Origin of the sequence: Streptosporangium sandarakinum (assembly GCF_050942225.1) — a bacterium.
Taxonomy (GTDB): Bacteria; Actinomycetota; Actinomycetes; order Streptosporangiales; family Streptosporangiaceae; genus Streptosporangium; species Streptosporangium nondiastaticum.
Genome location: NZ_CP192034.1, coordinates 1,553,073 through 1,569,693, shown reverse-complemented (window position 1 = coordinate 1,569,693; position 16,621 = coordinate 1,553,073). Strand labels below are relative to the sequence as shown.

The window sequence follows — 16,621 nt, the reverse complement described above, 5'->3', positions numbered from 1 at the left end:
CGAGCACCGTTGTGAGCAGGCTATGGCGTGGTTTTGGGTACGGGCGTGTTCCGTCCCGGTGTGTCGCGCGCGGCCATCCGCTCCCCGGGCGGGCTCACCCGGCGGCGCGGTCCCCGGCTTCGGCCCCCGGCGTGAGTACGGCTTCGGCCCCGGGCGTGGGTACGGCGAGCCGGTCGCGCAGGACGCGCAGGGCCGGCCCGTACCCGCGCAGGCCCGCCGCGGCGACGAACTCCCCGGCCGCCCGCAGGTGCGCCCCGGCCCGCTCCCGGTCGCCCGCGAGCAGTGCGAGCCGCGCCAGGCACAGGTCCGCGACCGACCAGCCCACCAGCCGGCCGGCGTCCGGGGCGAGCCTGCCGTACAGGTCCCGCCCGGCGTCCGCCTCGCCGAGCGCCAGGCAGAGCTCGGCGGCGGCGTCCGCCGTGAACCGGTGGGCCAGGCCGGGGCCCAGCACCGCGAACCCGTCCCGGGCCAGGCCGGCGAAGACCTCGCGGGCCTCGCCGGTCCGGCCGAGGTCGGCCAGGGCCAGGCAGCGCAGCAGCAGCCAGGGCCACTGGCCGGGGCGCAGGGCGAGCATCTCGTCGGCCACCGCCAGCGCCGCGGCGGGCTCGCCCCGCCCCCGCAGCGCCAGGAAACGGAAGACGCCGCCGCGCAGGCGGGCGTCGTCGCGGCCCAGCGCCCCCTGCGGGTGGGCCGCCGCCGACTCCTCGGCCGCGGCCAGGGCGTCGTCGGGGCGCCCGTCGAGGTAGGCGTGGATCGCGGCCTGCCAGGCGGCCAGCGAGACCATCGAGGGCAGCCGGAGCCGCCCGGCCGTCTCCCTGAGCCAGGCCAGCGGTTCCGCGGCCCCGGCGATGCCGTCCCGGGCGACCCGCTCGACGTAGGCGGACTCCCGGCCCAGCCACTCCACGGCCAGGTCGCCGGTGCGGCGCCCGATCTCCACGATCTCCTCCGCCGCCGCCCGCCGGGCGTCGTGGTCACGGCCGTGCCGGAGCACGATCACCAGGGCGACCAGCGCATTGGCCAGGGCACGGTCGTCGCCGGTACGGCGGGCCAGCCCTACCGCCTCCCACGCGAGCTCCGCGCTGCGCTCCACCGGCCGGGTCGCGAAACCGGTCGTCGCGGCGGCGGCCAGGAGCCGGGCCCGCCACGGCGAGTCCCCGGCCAGGCCGGAGCCGAGGACCCGCCCGACCCGCTCGGCGAGCCGGTCGATGCCGGTCATCTCCTCGTACATGGCCAGGTGGATCGGGTCGGAGAAACCCAGCACCGCCCTGGCCAGCCGGCTGCCGTCGTCGAGCCGCTCGGCGATCCCGGCGGCGGCCTCCAGGGAGGCGTGGGCCTCGATGCTCATCCCCGCCGCCACCTGCGCCTCGGCCAGGTCGAGCAGCAGGTCGCAGCGCAGGGCGTCATCGGGCACCGGACGGCCGCCGGCCACGGCGAGCGCCAGTTCCAGCAGCTCCGCCGCGTCCTCCGGGGCGAACTGCGCCATCGCCTGGGCCGCGGCGCGGCGGGTGTGGCCGACGGCCTTGCCCGCCGTACGGTCGTTGACGACGCTCTCCCGGTAGTGGTGCGCGATCTCCGTCAGGCGGGTCGGGCTCCGCCGCTCCAGCACCTCCGCGATCCGGCCGTGCAGGCGGCGGCGCCGCAGCGGCGGCAGGCCGTCGCGCAGCGTGTCGCGGACGATGTCGTGGACGAACCGGCAGGCCGGCCCGTCGCCCTCGGCCAGCAGCCGGGCCCGGACGGCGGCGTCGAGGATGTCCAGCACCCGCTCCTCGGGCACCTCCGACACCGCCACCAGAACGTCCGCCTCCACCTCCCGGCCGACCAGGGCCGCGACGGTCAGCACCTCCTCGGTGTCCGGCGGCAGACCGGCCAGCCGGCCGCGCACCACGTCCGCCAGCTCCTGCGGCGCCCGCCCGAGGCGCAGCACCTCGCCCAGGAAGAACGGGTTGCCCGCGGTCAGCCTGCCCATCTCGGCGGCCCGATCCGGGTCGGCCCCGGCGCCGGCGAGGTAGGCGCGCACCTCGGCCTCTCCCAGCCCCCGCAGCGCCAGCCGCCGCACGTTCGGCAGCCGCGTCAGCACGCCGAGCGCCTGCGCGAGCGGGCCGCCGGGCCGCACGTCGGTGTCGCGGTAGGTCGCCACCACGGTCAGCCCCGGGCAGAGCCGGGTGGAGGCCAGGAACTCCAGCAGCCGCAGCGAGGACGCGTCCGCCCACTGCAGGTCGTCGAGGACGACCAGGACGCGGCCGTGCCCGTCGATCAGCCGGGCGAACGCCTCGTACCGCTGGAACTGGCCGGTCCCGGCGGGCAACGCTGATCCGGCGGACTGGGAATGCGCGGTTCCGGCGGGCGGCGACGAAAGCCGCCCGGTCCCGTCGTCTCCCTCCCCGGTCCCGTCCCCGTCCGCCAGATCCCGTACGGCCTGCGTCCACGGCCAGAACGGCGGCGCGCCGACCCCGTCCCAGCAGCGGCCCCACGCCACCCGGTGCCCCCGCGCCCGCGCCGTCCCGGCCGCCCGCTCGGCGAGGCTGGTCTTGCCGATCCCCGGCTCCCCGGCCAGCAGCACCACCCGATGCCCGTCCCCGGTGACCGCCTCCTCCAGCGCCCCGATCTCGGCGTCCCGGCCGACCAGCCGGGTCTGCGACTCGGTGAGGGTCGTCGCCGGGACCCGGGAGGTGGTCGCCGTGGTTCGGGGGGCCGTCGCCGCCGGGGCCCGGGGGGTCGTCGCCGGGGTTCGAGGGGTGAGGGAGGGGTCCTGGGCGAGGATGCGCCGCTCCATCTCCCGGGACCGGGGATCGGGGTCCAGCCCCATCTCCTCCACCAGCAGACGGCGGCCCTCGGCGAGCACGGCCAGCGCGTCCGCCTGCCGTCCGGCCTGGTAGAGCGCGTGGGCGCCGAGGGCGCGCAGCCGTTCCCGGAACGGGTGCGCGGCCACCAGCCGGGTGAGGCCGCCGCTCAGCGCCGCGCCCCGGCCGAGGGCGAGCTCGGCCTCGGCCGCGTCCTCCTCCAGCGCCAGCCGGAACTCGGCCAGGCGGGCGATCTCGTCCGCCGCCCAGCCGTCGGCCCCGAAGTCCGCCAGCGGCTCCCCGCGCCACTCCCCCAGCGCCGAACGGAACCTCCGCGCCGCGTCCTCGTGGTCGCCCCCGCCCAGCGCGCGCCGCCCCTCGGCGGCCTGCTCACGCGCCCTGCCCAGGTCGATCCGGGCCGCCGGGACGTCCAGGGCGTAACCGCCGGCCCTGCTGACCAGGACCCGGGGCGGCACCCTGCGCGGCCTGCCGGGCTCGAACGCGCGGCGGAGCTTGGAGATGTACGCCTGAAGGGTGTTGACCGCCCCGGGCGGCGGGCCGCCCTCCCAGAGCGCGTCGATCAGCCAGGCCGGGGACACCGGGCGGGGCGCGGCGAGCACGCACAGGGCCAGTACGGCCCGCTGCTGGTGGGGCCCGATGGCCAGCGGCGTCCCGTCCTCGGCCGTCACACCGACCGGCCCCAGCACGCGAAATTCCATCGGTCACCTCTTCATGGATCGGGCCGATAGTAGTGGACGGTCCCGTCCGGATTCGCAGGGCTTTCAGGGGGTTTCCCGGATCGGAGCGACCACTGCGGCAAGGGCTTTCTGACGTTTGCCGCGTGACGCCCGGGTAGTTCCGAGCGGTCTCACGAGTGGAGGACGCGAGGATGAGCGGATTCAAGAAGTTCCTCATGCGAGGAAACCTCGTCGAACTGGCCGTCGCGGTCGTCGTCGGAGCCACCTTCAGCGGGCTGGTGCAGGCGCTGGTCAAGGATCTGATCACCCCGCTGCTCGCGGCGATCACCGGCGGCCGGGAGCCGGACTTCTCGCAGTACTACTTCACGGTCAACGGCGCGAAGTTCATGTACGGCGACTTCATCAACCACCTGCTGAGCTTCCTGATCATCGCCTCGGTGATCTACTGGCTGGTCGTGATGCCGATGACCCGGCTGATCTCCTTCTTCGACCGGGACAAGGCGGCGACCGAGAAGAAGTGCCCGGAGTGCCGCAGCGACATCCCGGTCGAGGCGAGCCGTTGCGCGTTCTGCACCGTGGAGCTGTCGGCGGTCCGCGCGGCCGACAAGCCGCCGGTCTGACGTCCGGCACGGGGCCGGGTGGTGTTCCGGTCCGGCCGGTTCCCGGGTGATGCTCGTCTTCGGCCGTTTCCCCTGCCGTTCCCCCTGCTGTTTCCCCTGCTGTTTCCCCGGCCGGTCCTCGCCGTTCGGTCCTCACTGGCCGGTTCTGGCCTTCGGGGGCCGTGGCGCCGGTCCGGCCTGGCGGCCGTCTGTAGGACCATGGGACGGTGAGCTTCGAACTGGCCGTCTGGTACGAACCCGAACCGATCAGCAGGGAACGCGCGGAGCGCGTCTACCACGCGCTCCACCGTGGAGAGCCCGGCGCCGCCGAGCCGCATCCTCAGGTGACGGCGTTCGCCGCGCGACTGGCCGGGGCCGAGCAGGTCTCCCCGGAGTTCGCCCTGGTCACCGTGGAACCGGAGCGGGCCGACGAGGTGTCCGGAGAGGTCTTCGCCCTGGCCCGCGAGTGCGGGCTGGTCTGCTACGACCCGCAACGCGGGCTCGTCCACAACCTGGCGCCCCTGGGTGTCTACGCGGGCATGCAACTGCACACGGGCGACGGGATGATCGTCGTCGATCCCGACCTCGGGCTGGTGCACGACGCCCTGGGCACCCTGTCGCCGCAGAACCCGTTCACCGCGCTGGTCGTCTTCGGCTCGCACTTCATCCAGGTCTCTCCGGAGATCACCGGTTACGAGCTGGAGTACAAGGACAGCGGCCGGGACCTGATGCTCCGCACCCACGTGCCCGACCCGGAGGCGGTCCGCACCGCCTTCGCCGAGTACGCCACGGGCGGGCGCGACTTCCTGGAACGGCACGACTGGGAACGGGTCTGACGCTTCTTCAGCGGGTCCCGTGCTTTGGGCTCGGGTTCTTCGCTTCGCGGGGCGTTTCCCTGGGGTTGGGTGGGTCGGTGGTTGCCGGGTCGGTCGTTGGTGTGCGCTGCGGTGGGTGGGTGTTCCGGCTGGGGCTTCTCCCGCTTGAGGCTGTCTCCCTGGGGTTGGGCGGGTCGGTGGTTGCCGGGTCGGTCGTTGGTGCGCGCTGCGGTGGGTGGGTGTTCCGGCCGGCGTTGTGGTTGCTGTCTGGTTCCGACCGGCCTTCGGCCTGGTCTCGGGCGCGACGGTTTCTGGCGTTTTGAAGCCGGCCGGAACACCCACCCACCTCCGCGCCATGACTGACCGATTCGTACGGCCTACTCGCCGTAGCTTCTTCCTTTCCGTCGGCCCATGGTTCCCGCCGCCGCTGAAGCGACCCTTGCTCCCGGCCGGGGGCGGGCCGCCGTAGCCTTGCGGCCACACCGACAGGGGAGAGCGCAGGGCCGGGCGCCGTAGTCTCTCCCTTTCGGACCGCTCACGGTCCCCGCCGCAACCGCTCCTTTTCGGGTTGCTCGTGGCCCTCGGCCCCTCATGGTCCCGCCGTAGCCACTCCTTTCGGGCTGCTCGTGATCCTCGGCCTCTCCCTTTCGGGTCGTTCGTGGTCCTCGTCGTGGGGAGCGCCTCCTATGAGGATCACCTTCCCCACGGGAGGCAAGGTTCGGGGAGCGGAGCGGCAGGGGGAGCAAGGGGGCGGGCGAGGGTGCGGCTTGCCTCAGGCCGCTGTTCGGTCGGCTTGGGCGGTCACCGGGAGTCCCCGTCGATCAGGTGGTCGAGGATGACCTGGCCGATGTCCGCGAGTTGCCGCAGTTGTTCGGGGGTCAGCAGGTCGATCAGGTGCTCACGGACGCTCTCCGTATGCCGCGGGGCCGCGACCCGGAGCGCGTCGAGCCCCTCGTCGGTGAGGACGGCCAGCCAGCCGCGCCGGTCGCCGGTGTGGTGCTGCCTGCGCACCCAGCCCTTCTGTTCGAGCTTGTTGATCGCGTGGGAGATGCGGCTGGGTTTGGAGTTGGTCCAATGCGCAAGCTCGCTCATGCGCATGGTGCGCTCGGGCGCCTCCGAGAGCAGGACCAGCAGTTCGTAGTAGGTGGGTGGCATGTCGGCCGCGGCCAGCAGGTCACGTTCCAGGCGGTCGGTCAGCAGGCGGGTGGCCAGGCCGAAGGTCCGCCAGGCGTGCTGCTCCTCGTCGTTGAGCCATCGGGTCACAGAAGTCACCCTACTGGAATGTTGCGCACTGAAATAAGTGGCGATAGTGTCGCGCCGAATCTTACAGCGCTGAAATAAATAAGGATGGAGTCATCATGTTCCCCAGCCGGCTCACCGGTGCCTACACCATCGACCCCGCCCACAGCCGCTTCGGCTTCGTCGCCCGTCACGCCATGGTGACCAAGGTGCGCGGCAGCATCCCCGTCCACGAGGCCATCACCTCCCTGGACGCCGCCAATCCCGCCGCTTCCACGGTCCATGTGGTGCTCGACGTGGCCGGCATCCAGACCGGCAGCCAGATCCGTGACGGCCACCTGCGCACCGGCGACTTCCTGGACGCCGCCACCCACCCCCACATCACCTTCGACTCCACCGCCGTCAAGCACGTGGACGGCGACGGGTTCGAGGTCACCGGACAGCTCACGATCCGGGGCGTGACCCGGCAGATCACCTTCCCCCTGGAGTACACCGGCACCGCCGTCGACGCTCAGGGCCTGACCCGGGTCGGCTTCGAGGGCAGTACGGTGATCAACCGCAAGGACTTCGGCATCACCTACAACGCGGCCCTGGAGACCGGCGGCGTGATGATCTCCGACAAGATCACGCTTGAGTTCGATCTGTCCGCCGTCAAGACCACCCAAGCCTGATCCGCCGTCCTCCATGTGGAGCGTCACCCGCCGGACCGGGAACCGGCTCCGGGGGCCGGGGCCGGTTCACCGGTACAGGGTGGCTGGACCGTCGCATCGAGCCCTCTCGTCAGCGGGTTCCGAAGAGAGATCGGGGCCCGAGAGACGGAGCGTGGGAGGGCGATCATGAACGTTTCCGACAAACTTTGACCCGTCATCTTCGTCGATCGTCCCACCCGACCGGTGGGCCGTCGTTCTGGCAGCGTGGAGTCCGGTTCGGGACGCGCGGCTTCCAAAGTGGTGCCTCCGCGTCTCCACGGCGAAGGGGGCATTCATGGCGGACGGCAGGACCGACGTGGTGGTCACGGGGCTGGGCGCGACGACGCCGGTGGGGGGTGACGTGGCATCCGCCTGGGCCGCTCTGCTGGCGGGGCGGTCGGGCATCGGGCCCATCGAGGAGGAGTGGGCGGACGGCCTGCCGGTGCGGATCGCGGGCCGGTTGCGGGTGGAGCCCACCGAGGTGCTGGACCGGGTCCAGGCTCGGCGACTGGACCGCTGCCAGCAGATCGCCCTGGTCGCCGCACGCGAGGCGTGGGCCGACGCCGGAGCCCCGGAGACGGACCCCGAGCGCCTGGCCGTGGTCGTGGGCACCGGGGTCGGCGGGGTGCTGAGCACCCTCGCCCAGGACGAGGTCCGCAGGACCACGGGGGCGCGGCGGGTCTCGCCGTACACCGTCCCGATGCTGATGCCCAACGGTCCCGCCGCGGTGGTCAGCATGGAGTTCGGCGCCCGCGCGGGTGCCCACACCTCGGTGAGCGCCTGCGCCTCGGGGGCCGAGGCGATCGCGATGGGCCTGGACCTCATCCGGCTCGGCCGCGCCGACGTCGTCATCGCGGGCGGCGCCGAGGCGTGCGTCCACCCGCTCACCATCGCCGGCTTCGCCCAGGCCAAGGCGCTCTCCACCCGCAACGACGCGCCCGAGGAGGCGTCGCGGCCCTTCGACGCGGCACGGGACGGCTTCGTCCTCGGCGAGGGGGCCGCCCTCGTGGTGCTGGAGCGCGCGGAGTTCGCCGCGGCCCGCGGGGCCCGCGCGTACGCGGCGCTGGCCGGCGCGGGCGTCACGTCCGACGCCTACCACATCACCGCCGGCGACCCGGAGGGGCAGATGCGCGCCATCCGGGCGGCCCTGTCATCCGCCAGGCTGAGCCCGCTCGACATCGACCACGTGCACGCCCACGCCACCTCCACCCCGCCCGGGGACGTGACCGAGGCCCGCTCCATCGCCGAGGCGATCGGGACGCACCCGGCGGTCACCGCGACCAAGTCGATGACCGGCCACATGTGCGGGGCCGCCGGGGCGATGGGGGCGATCTCCGCGATCCTCTCGATCCGCGACGGGGTGGTCCCGGCCGTCCGGAACCTGGACGACCTCGACCCCGAGGTCAAGCTCGACGTGGTCATGGGCGACCCCCGCCGGGGCCGGGTGTCGGCGGCGCTGGCCAACGCCTTCGGCTTCGGCGGCCACAACGCCTCCCTGATCCTCACCTCCCCCTGAGCCCCTCCAGGCCGGTCCGCGTTCGGTCGGTCATGTGCATGCCCTTCTCCCATCCGGTGGCGCGGCGGAAGAGGCGGAGGGCTGCCGGCGCGAGGGTGACGGCGGCGCCGTTGGCATGGCGCCCAAGGAAGACCTCGCGGACGGCGTGCGCGGGCCCGTCTTGAGGTGAAACGTCCGGGTCGGGCCCTGAGCGCGGATGACGGGTGTGGACATGGCGACGGAAAAGTCACAGTCCATGGCAAATTTGCAGTCAACTTTAAATTTGCAGTGCGGTTAGAATTCAGCCATGACGGAGGGGTTGCGGGAACGCAAGAAGCGGCAGACACGGCAGCGCATCTCCGAGGCGGCCACCGGCCTGTTCGTGGAGCGCGGCTTCGACCACGTCACCATCGCCGAGGTCGCCGCGGCGGCAGAGGTCTCGGTCAATACCGTCTACAACTACTTCGAGGCCAAGGAGGACCTCGTCCTGCCACCGGAGGAGGCCTCCCCCCAACGGCTCGCCGACATCGTGCGCGCCCGCCCGCCCGGCATGTCCGCCGCGCGGGCGGTGCTGGACCACCTGCGTGAGGAGGCCCGCCGCCGCGACCGCAGGCTCGGGCTGACCCAGGGATTCGGCCGCTTCCTGGAGATGATGCGGGCCGCCCCCACGCTGACCGCCCGGCTGGAAGAGCTCGGGTACCAGATGACCGACGCGCTCGCCGCCACGCTCGCCGAGGAGACCGGGGCCGCGCAGGACGCCCCGCTCCCCCGCGTGGTGGCCTGGCAGCTCGGCTCCCTGCACTCCCTCGTGCTGCAGGAGATCGGCCGGCGCACCTCGGCGGGCCAGAGCCCCGACGTGATCGCCGAGGCCGTGCTGGAACTGCTCGACGCCGTCGAGGACGTACTCGGCGAACGCGTTCTCACCTATGCCATACGAAGGGACTGACCGTGTTCCGAGTGATGATCCGCGGCAAGTTCGTCGACCTGGACGACGCCGGGCGCGACGCCGTCCAGACCGCCGGCGGCGCCGCCTTCACCGAGGCGGGAAGCTTCACCCACGACGGGAGCTTCTCGGCCTTCACCTTCCGCTGCCAGGTGCCCGCGGGCCCCGACGACGGTGAGCCCGAAGCCACCCGGAAGGCCGTCGCGGCGCTGGACGCGCACGGCCACGCCTACCACCTCCTGCAGGTCGCGGTGACGGACATGCGGCAGATCAAGATCCGCCAGAAGGGCCGGCGCCGGTGAGCCCTGCACGTCCGGTCCGTCTCACGGGACGTTGAGAGCTCACATGTGACCGGCCACGGCGTCCTCGGCGGTGAGGGCGATGCCCCCGGCGGTCATGCCGTCAGCCGCTCAAGGGGCAGGGATCGTACGGCGTCCCCCGGAAGGACCGAGGGGGCGTGAGGCCCCGCACGGAGTAGGGGTGGGCAGGTGTCCGGTGACGAACGAGCCGGGAGGCACTCCCATCGCTTCGCGAAACTCTCCTGTCAGGTGCGACTGGTCGTAGTAACCCGCTTCGACGGCGAGCCTGGCCCACGAACCGGTACGGGCACGAGCGAGCACGGTTCGCAGCCGATCGATGCGCGCGAAGCGCTTCGGTGACACGCCGACCGCTCCGTTGAAGAGATCACGCAGGTGGCGCTCGCTGATGCCGAGCCGTCGTGCGATGGCGGGTACCGGCTCGGGTCGCGCACCGGTGCTCGTGGACAGTCCTGCGATCGCGGCCTGAACGAGGTCGCTTCGCGACAGGTCGCCCGGTGTCGCGAGGGAGATGCGGGCCAGAAACTCCGCCTCGATCCGCTTGAGGACCGACATGTGATCGGAGCCGAGTCCGGCCAGCTCATGAGCCAGGCGATCACCCGGTGCTCCCCAGAGATCCCGTAACGGAACGGCTTGGTCGACAAGCTCGCCGACCGGCACACCCAGCAGCAGCGAAGCCCGGCTCGGCCGGATACGGAGCCGAATGCCGAAGGGCACGTGCTTGCCTCGGTGGTACCGGGCATGGGTACGAGGGCCGACGACCATCAGGTCACCGTGCCGGTCGTCCAGTACGCGGAACACAAGTGCCGTGGAAGCCTCCGGCGGATGCGTCAGGACTCCTTGGTCAGCATCGGCGGTCACACCCCGGACATCGGACACCCAGGGCCGCAGAGCATCTGGAACGGGTATCTCGTGACCCCATGCCGCATTCACGTGCTTCACGCTATCCGCCGTCGGAACGAACGACCCCGCCATGTGCTCGGTGCCGGAATCTCCTATCCGATCCGGGACGACGCGCGGCAAGGTCGGGGGCATGATCCTGATCACCGGTGCCACCGGCACCATCGGCAGTGAGGTCCTCCGGCGGATCGCGGCGCGCGGCGAGGCGGCCCGCGCGTTGACACGAGACCCCTCACGTGCCCGGACACCGCCCGGCGTCGAGGTCGTGGCGGGCGACTTCGACGATCCGGCGTCGCTGGAGAGAGCTGTATCCGGGGTCGACGGCGTCTTCCTGGTGGCTCCGGGTGGGCCGTCCACCGAACGGTACGACCTGGCGGTGCTGGCCGCGGCCCGATCAGCCGGGGTACGCAAGGTGGTGAAGCTCTCGTCGATCGGGGCCGATGCCACGGACGACCACTGGCATCGGACCGGAGAGCAGGCGGTGCGCGCCGGCGGCATGAGCTGGACGTTGTTGCGGCCGTCCGCCTTCGCCGGCAACGTGCTGCGATGGGCCGCGGCGGTGCGCGCCGACGAGCCCGTGCCGAACATGACGGGAACCGCGGCGCAGGGGGTCATCGACCCGCGCGACATCGCCGAGATCGCGGTGGAGGCTCTCGTCTCGGCGAAGCACGAAGGACAGACCTACACGCTGACCGGCCCGGAGCTGCTGAGCTTCGCCGACCAGATAGCTCGGCTGGAGACGGCGCTGGGGCGCACGATCAAGACCGTTGACGTTCCGCTCGACGTGGTGCGCGAGCAGATGCTCGCCTCCGGAATGGACGGCGAGATGGTGGAGAGCAGGCTCAGGGGCATCAGGATCATCCGGGACGGCGGCAACGCCATCCTGACCGACGGAGTCGAACGCGCCCTCGGACGCCCACCCACCGACTTCGGCACCTGGGTCCTGGACCACCTGGACGCCTTCGTCACGAGCTGACCCTGAGCCCCGTTCCCTGGCTCCTTCGCTCCGGAGTGGACACCGGATCGCCGGAGAAGCTGACGGCCGACGCCGGGCGGCGCCTGACCGACGGTCGGTAGGCTGCCTGCTCGTGATCATCAAGCCACTCGCCACCCCCCGAGACGGCGTGCTTCCGGAGCCGCTGCTCACCGAGCTGACCGCCCTCCACTCCGCCAACCGTGAGTTCTTCGCCATCAGCGGCGACTTCCCCGACCCCGACGACATCCGGCCGGAGCAGATCTCGGCCTCGCTCTCCGAAGAGCTGGTGAACCCGGACACCGAGGTGCTGCTCTGCCGTACGGAGGCCGGTGGACCGCTCGCGGGCATCGCGATCACTCTGGCGCACCACCCGAACCCGGCCGACCCGGACCCGTGGATCGGCCTGCTGCTGATCGACGGCCGGATGCACCGCTCGGGGTACGGCCGGGCGCTGACGGGCGCCGTGGAGGAGCGCTTCCGGGCGGCGGGCCGGACGGCGGTCCGCCTCGCCGTACTCGACGCCAACACCAAGGGCCTCTCCTTCTGGAGCGCCCTGGGTTATGAGGTCCTCGACCACCGCCCGGACCTCCAGCACGGCCGCCCCTGCACGGTCATGCGCAAGAAGCTCTGAAAGCCCCCTCACCCCGCTTCCTCTCCGCTTTCTTGATCCCTGCGGGAAGTTGCTTCACACCCCACGGCGATACCATGAGCGCCCCGAGAGGTAACCGACCACGGCGGACTCCATGAGCGACCCGAGGGGTCGGCTACGACGAGGACCGTGAGCGGTCCGAAAGTGAGCGGCTACGGCGCTCGGCCCTGCGCTCTCCCCTGCCAGTGTGGCCGCAAGGCCACGGCGGCTCGCCCTGGGCCGGGGGCAACGGGTCGCTTCAGCGACGGCGGGAACCATGGGCGGCCCGCAAGAGAGCGACTACGGCGAGCGGGCCGTACGACCGAAGCGGTCTTGGCGCGGAGGTGGGTGGGTGTTCCGGCCGGCTTCAAAACGCCGGAGACCACCGCGCCCGAGGCCAGGCCGGAGGCCGGTCGGAACCAGAGCCCAGCCACAACGCCGGCCGGAACACCCACCCACCGCAGCGCGCGCACCCGACCAGCCCGGCGAGCGCAGACCTGCCCGATCCGGAGAAGCGCCCGCGATGGGAGCCGCCGAACGACCCGTCCGGCCACACGGGAAACCCCCGCAACGCTGAGAGCCCCGCTCAGCCCTACGGGAAACGCGGACGGCCTGAGCCGGTCATTCGCCCGGGAAGCGCACCCCCACCTGGGCACGGACCTCGTCCATGACGCCCATCACGTCCAGCGTCGTCTGCCAGGGCACCAGAGGGCTCTCCAGCAGTCCCTCGCGCAGGCAGCGCATGGCCTCGGCGGCCTCGTGCAGCATGCCCGACCCCTCGTAGGGGACGTGGAAGGTCTCCGGTTCGGCTTCCGGGCGGTGCAGGACGAAGGTGTCGGGCCGGAAGAACGGTCCGGGCACCTCGATCCGGCCGAGCGGGCCGGAGATGGTCGCGGTGACCGGGGTGGCGGCGGTGATGCCGCAGGACAGCACCGCCACCGCGCCGCTGTCGTAGCCGAGGACCATGCCGGTGTTCTCGTCCACGCCCTCGGGGGTCAGCCGGGCCCAGGCCCGGACCTCGGCGGGGTCGCCGAGCAGGAGGTGGGCGAAGGAGACGGGGTAGACGCCGAGGTCGAGGAGGGCTCCCCCGCCCTGCGCCGGGTCGCGGAGCCGGTGCTCGGGGCCGACGGAGGCGAGGATCCCGAAGTCGGCGTGGACGGCGGAGACCGGGCCGATCGCGCCGTCCTCGACCAGTTCCACGATCTTCCGGACGCCCGGGACGCAGCGCGTCCACATGGCCTCCATGAGGAACAGCCCGCGCTCGCGGGCGAGGTCCACCAGCTTGGCGGCCTGGACGCGGTTGAGCGTGAACGCCTTCTCGCACAGTACGGCCTTGCCCGCGTTCAGGCAGGTCAGCACGGCGTCATAGTGGGCGTTCTGGGTGTTGGCGACGTAGACGATGTCCACGTCGGGGTCGGCGGCGAGTTCGGCCCAGCTTCCGTGGGCGCGGGGGATGCCGTGCCGGTCGGCGAACGCCCGGGCGGACTCCACGGTCCGTGATCCGACCGCCACCACCTCGGCGTCCGGCAGCAGCTTCAGGTCTCCGGTGAACGTGGCCGCGATCCCGCCGGTCGCGAGGATGCCCCATCTGATGGTGCTCATGGCGACATATCCCACCATGTACGGCTACGCCACACCACGCCCTACCTTCCGGCGAAAAAACCCGCCGTACGCAAGAGCCCGCCGTACGGAGAAGCCCGCCGCACAAGGAGGCCCGCCGTACGGAGAAGACTCCCCCGTACGGCGGGCCCGCCGCGAGAAGCTCAGCCCCGGGTGTCGGCGAGCAGCGCCTTGAGCACCAGGTTCGGATGGTCGCGCAGCACGCCGCGCATCCGCCACTCGTCGGTGAACAGCGCCAGCAGCTCCCCGTCGATGGAGCGCGTGAAGACCTCCACACCCCGCTGCCGGGCGAGGATCGGCGCCGACTCGGCGTCGGTGATCCGGGCGAGGCTGAAGTCGAGCCGGTCCAGCGCGATCTCGGTGTTGAACTCCCCGGCCAGCCGGTGCTTCACCACGTCGAACTGCATCGGGCCGACCGCCGCCAGGACCGGCGACTGGTCGCCGCGGATCTCGGAGCGCAGCACCTGGACGACCCCTTCGGCCTCCATCTGCTCGATGCCCTTGCGGAACTGCTTGGCCCGGCCCGCGTCGCGGCAGCGGGCGGTCCAGAAGTGCTCGGGCGCGAAGCTCGGGATCTTCGGGAACTCGACCGACGGGCCGTCGTAGAGGGTGTCGCCGGGGCGCAGGGCGGTGGCGTTCACCAGGCCGACGACGTCGCCGGGGTATGCCTCGTCGATGGTGGCGCGTTCCTGGCCGAAGACCGCCTGGGCGTACTTGGTGGCGAAGGGGCGCCCGGTCGCGGCGTGGGTCAGCACCATGCCGCGCTCGAAGCGTCCCGAGCAGACGCGGACGAACGCGATCCGGTCGCGGTGCGAGGGGTCCATGTTGGCCTGCACCTTGAAGACCAGTCCGGAGAACGGCTCCTCAAGGGGACGCGGGACGTCCTTGGCGTCGGGCCGCGGCGCCGGGGCGGGGGCGATGTCGACCATCGCGTCGAGCAGGCGGCCGACGCCGAAGTTGTTCAGGGCGGCGCCGAACAGCACCGGGGTGGACTCGTGGCCCTCGAACGCCTTCTGGTCGTGGTCGGCGCCGATCGCGCCCAGCAGCTCGACCTCGTCGCTGGCCCGGGTCCAGTCGTCGCCCAGCTCGGCCTCGGCCTGCTCGGGGGTCAGGTCGGTCTCGATGGCCTTGGTGGCGCCGCCGGGGGTGCGGGTGTAGCGGACCGCCCGGTCGGCGACGCGGTCGATCACCCCGTGGAAGAACCCGCCGGTGCCGATCGGCCAGGTGATCGGGGTGGGCCGCAGGCCGGTCTTCTCCTCGATCTCGTCCAGCAGCTCCAGCGCCTCGCGGCCGGGGCGGTCCCACTTGTTGACGAACGTGATGACGGGGATGCGGCGGTGGCGGCAGACCTCGAACAGCTTCAGCGTCTGCGGCTCCATGCCCTTGGCGGCGTCGAGCAGCATGACCGCGCAGTCGACGGCGGCCAGCACCCGGTAGGTGTCCTCAGAGAAGTCGGCGTGGCCGGGGGTGTCGACGAGGTTGAACATGTGGCCCCGGTACTCGAACCGGAGGGCGGCCGAGGTGATGGAGATGCCGCGGGCCTTCTCCATGTCCATCCAGTCGGAGGTGACGCCGCGGCGGCCGGCCTTGCCGTGCACCGCTCCGGCCTCGGTGATCGCCGACGCGTGCAGCGCCAGCGCCTCGGTCATGGTGGACTTTCCGGCGTCGGGATGGCTGATCACCGCGAACGTGCGACGCCGCGCCGCCTCCTCAATGATCGCGGTCAATTGCTGTTCTCCTCGCCGTGCTGGGGGTGAGATGGGGGCCGGCCCGTTCGGAAACGCTTCGGAAGGGCACTGGAACAGCTTACGTGCAGCGCGGCCGTCAACAGATGTGGCAACACTTCCTCCGGCCGCTTGCGTCACCATGGTGTTCGGTGGATTGTGGAACACCATGGTTCGCCCCATGCCCGTCCCGACTGCCCGGAAAGCGACCCGCTCGTGCAACTCGACCTTTCAGTGATGTGCAGATGATCACGCTTCGTTATGCGGCGGGCTCCGATGTCGGCCGGGTCCGCCAGGGTAATGAGGACGCGGCGTACGCCGGTGCCCGGCTGCTCGCCGTCGCCGACGGAATGGGCGGCCACGTGGGCGGGGAGGTCGCCAGCGCGGCGGCCATCACCGCGGTCGCGGCCCTCGACCGGGAGCAGCCGGACGATCTCGTGGCCACGGCCGAGGCCGGGGTCCGCCAGGCGAACCAGCGTCTGCGGGAGCTGGTGGAGGAGGACCCGAGCCTCACCGGCATGGGCACCACGCTGACGCTGATGCTGTGGGACGGCCCGCGGGTGGCGCTCGCCCACATCGGCGACTCCCGCGCCTACCTGCTCCGTGACGGCGACCTGTACCAGATCACCTATGACCACACCCTGGTACAGACGCTGATGGACGACGGCCGGATCACCGCCGAGGAGGCCGCCAGGCACCCGCACCGGTCGATCCTGCTCCAGGTCCTCGACGGCGGCGACAACCCCGACCCCGACCTGTCCCTGCGCGACGCCGAGGTCGGCGACCGCTACCTGCTGTGCTCCGACGGCCTCTCCGGGGTGGTGGAGGCCGAACGGCTGCGCCAGGTGCTCGCCGAGGTCGACGACCTGGACGAGGTGACCCGCCGGCTGATCGAGCTGGCCTGCGAGGCGGGCGGCCCGGACAACATCACCTGCGTGGTCGCCGACGTGGTCGAGGGGCCGGGCTCCGACACGCCCGTGACGGTCGGCGCGGCCGTCCCCTCCTGAGGGGCCCCGCCGTACGGCTCCGACACGCCCGTGACCGCCGACGCGGCCGTCCCCTCCTGAGGCGTCCCCCCGTACGGCTCCCCCTCCGCGGGGGACGCGCCGTACGGCGGGGCCGCGCGTCCTGGCCGTGACGCGGCGCAGACGCTATCGTCGGTTTCCCGTGCTTCTCGCCGCTCGCCACCCCCGGAAGG

14 protein-coding genes are annotated in these 16,621 nt (G+C 72.2%); 9 read left to right on the top strand and 5 right to left on the bottom strand.

What is annotated here, in order from left to right; all coding sequences use genetic code 11:
• Positions 1-94 precede the first annotated feature (94 nt).
• Positions 95-3,499: a BTAD domain-containing putative transcriptional regulator gene (locus ACQP10_RS07455; protein ID WP_433541103.1), complete on the bottom strand. Its 3,405-nt coding sequence runs from the start codon at positions 3,497-3,499 to the stop codon at positions 95-97.
• Positions 3,500-3,669: 170 nt separating this feature from the next.
• Between ACQP10_RS07455 and mscL the strand changes: the two genes are divergently transcribed.
• Positions 3,670-4,098 (top strand): large conductance mechanosensitive channel protein MscL, encoded by a 429-nt coding sequence (gene mscL / locus ACQP10_RS07450; RefSeq protein WP_346022046.1) that lies wholly within the window; start codon positions 3,670-3,672, stop codon positions 4,096-4,098.
• Between the two features lie 206 nt (positions 4,099-4,304).
• Positions 4,305-4,913: a hypothetical protein gene (locus ACQP10_RS07445; RefSeq protein ID WP_346022045.1), complete on the top strand. Its 609-nt coding sequence runs from the start codon at positions 4,305-4,307 to the stop codon at positions 4,911-4,913.
• Positions 4,914-5,693: 780 nt separating this feature from the next.
• Here the strand turns inward: ACQP10_RS07445 and ACQP10_RS07440 are convergent.
• Positions 5,694-6,155, bottom strand: a complete 462-nt coding sequence (locus ACQP10_RS07440; RefSeq protein WP_346022044.1) for a MarR family winged helix-turn-helix transcriptional regulator — start codon at positions 6,153-6,155, stop codon at positions 5,694-5,696.
• Positions 6,156-6,250: 95 nt separating this feature from the next.
• On the opposite strand from ACQP10_RS07440, the gene ACQP10_RS07435 reads away from it, so the two are divergent.
• The 4 genes from ACQP10_RS07435 (at position 6,251) to ACQP10_RS07420 (ending at position 9,560) form a co-directional block, all read left to right on the top strand.
• Complete coding sequence (locus tag ACQP10_RS07435) at positions 6,251-6,802, top strand: YceI family protein (RefSeq protein ID WP_346022043.1); 552 nt, start codon at positions 6,251-6,253, stop codon at positions 6,800-6,802.
• Positions 6,803-7,115: 313 nt separating this feature from the next.
• Positions 7,116-8,336, top strand: a complete 1,221-nt coding sequence (locus tag ACQP10_RS07430) for a beta-ketoacyl-[acyl-carrier-protein] synthase family protein (RefSeq protein WP_433541102.1) — start codon at positions 7,116-7,118, stop codon at positions 8,334-8,336.
• A gap of 286 nt (positions 8,337-8,622) precedes the next feature.
• Positions 8,623-9,261, top strand: a complete 639-nt coding sequence (locus tag ACQP10_RS07425) for a TetR/AcrR family transcriptional regulator (RefSeq protein ID WP_399499874.1) — start codon at positions 8,623-8,625, stop codon at positions 9,259-9,261.
• A gap of 2 nt (positions 9,262-9,263) precedes the next feature.
• Entirely contained in the window at positions 9,264-9,560 is a 297-nt protein-coding gene (locus ACQP10_RS07420) for a DUF6204 family protein (protein WP_346022040.1), read from the top strand.
• Positions 9,561-9,668: 108 nt separating this feature from the next.
• Here ACQP10_RS07420 and ACQP10_RS07415 read toward each other — a convergent pair whose 3' ends face one another.
• Positions 9,669-10,622, bottom strand: coding sequence for a helix-turn-helix domain-containing protein (locus ACQP10_RS07415; RefSeq protein ID WP_433541101.1), 954 nt, complete (start codon positions 10,620-10,622; stop codon positions 9,669-9,671).
• On the opposite strand from ACQP10_RS07415, the gene ACQP10_RS07410 reads away from it, so the two are divergent.
• Together ACQP10_RS07410 and ACQP10_RS07405 are read left to right on the top strand one after the other, a co-directional pair.
• Positions 10,609-11,451, top strand: a complete 843-nt coding sequence (locus ACQP10_RS07410; RefSeq protein WP_433541100.1) for an SDR family oxidoreductase — start codon at positions 10,609-10,611, stop codon at positions 11,449-11,451. The two genes, ACQP10_RS07415 and ACQP10_RS07410, sit on opposite strands and share 14 nt — an antisense overlap.
• Positions 11,452-11,563: 112 nt before the next feature.
• Positions 11,564-12,082: a GNAT family N-acetyltransferase gene (locus ACQP10_RS07405; protein ID WP_399499877.1), complete on the top strand. Its 519-nt coding sequence runs from the start codon at positions 11,564-11,566 to the stop codon at positions 12,080-12,082.
• A 618-nt stretch (positions 12,083-12,700) separates the two neighbouring features.
• Here the strand turns inward: ACQP10_RS07405 and ACQP10_RS07400 are convergent.
• Positions 12,701-13,681 (bottom strand): Gfo/Idh/MocA family protein, encoded by a 981-nt coding sequence (locus ACQP10_RS07400; protein ID WP_346022036.1) that lies wholly within the window; start codon positions 13,679-13,681, stop codon positions 12,701-12,703.
• A gap of 161 nt (positions 13,682-13,842) precedes the next feature.
• A complete protein-coding gene (locus ACQP10_RS07395) occupies positions 13,843-15,459 on the bottom strand; it encodes a peptide chain release factor 3 (RefSeq protein WP_376770495.1) in 1,617 nt (538 codons plus the stop codon).
• A gap of 209 nt (positions 15,460-15,668) precedes the next feature.
• Between ACQP10_RS07395 and ACQP10_RS07390 the strand changes: the two genes are divergently transcribed.
• A complete protein-coding gene (locus tag ACQP10_RS07390) occupies positions 15,669-16,430 on the top strand; it encodes a PP2C family protein-serine/threonine phosphatase (protein WP_179819276.1) in 762 nt (253 codons plus the stop codon).
• Positions 16,431-16,621: the final 191 nt, after the last annotated feature.